This window comes from Bartonella capreoli (assembly GCF_902813205.1).
GTDB lineage: Bacteria > Pseudomonadota > Alphaproteobacteria > Rhizobiales > Rhizobiaceae > Bartonella > Bartonella schoenbuchensis.
Genome location: NZ_CADDZX010000134.1, coordinates 1 through 526, shown reverse-complemented (window position 1 = coordinate 526; position 526 = coordinate 1). Strand labels below are relative to the sequence as shown.

Annotated in this window: 1 protein-coding gene and 1 pseudogene; both read right to left on the bottom strand. The window is 37.1% G+C overall.

What is annotated here, in order from left to right:
* Nucleotides 1-132 (bottom strand): annotated as a pseudogene (locus tag J7R05_RS07715) (cobaltochelatase subunit CobS); the annotation flags it as partial.
* A gap of 209 nt (nucleotides 133-341) precedes the next feature.
* Nucleotides 342-526, bottom strand: a 185-nt coding sequence (locus J7R05_RS07710) for a hypothetical protein (RefSeq protein ID WP_208541815.1), incomplete at its 5' end; no start/stop codon positions are given.

Here is a 526-nt window from a genome sequence, read left to right as displayed (position 1 = left end):
ATCTACATCGGGAACGTGGGGGCTTTTTGTGCTAAAAGCAGGCACTTTCATATCCGTATCAATATTAAACAGATCACGAGCGCAGAGCGTAATATCGGGCACATTTTCGACGGGAAGTTTTGTTTTTTTCATTGTTTTTCTGGAAGGAAGGATGCCATTTATTTTTGTTCGTTGAGAACGATACAAGAGTTAGAACACTTATGCAATGCTTTACAATGAGAGTCTTGGATAGGAAAGAAACGCTTTAGCAGATATTTTAACATGCTTCTGAAAAATAATAGACAAATTTATCATTTTGCAACTTAAACGAGAATTCCGAATACAGGAATATTCTCTCCATTTCAAATCTGTTTATGGTGAATCAATAAAAATGACTCACTTGCACGCATAAGTTGGATTGGCGTATGGACCAAGCCTTTTAAGGCAGCAGAAAATATGCCTCTCATGTATTGTCTAAATATGAGAGTAATTGCAAAGTCATCAGTTGGCAAAGAGGAATAATGGTGCTGGCTTGACTCTTGCATAA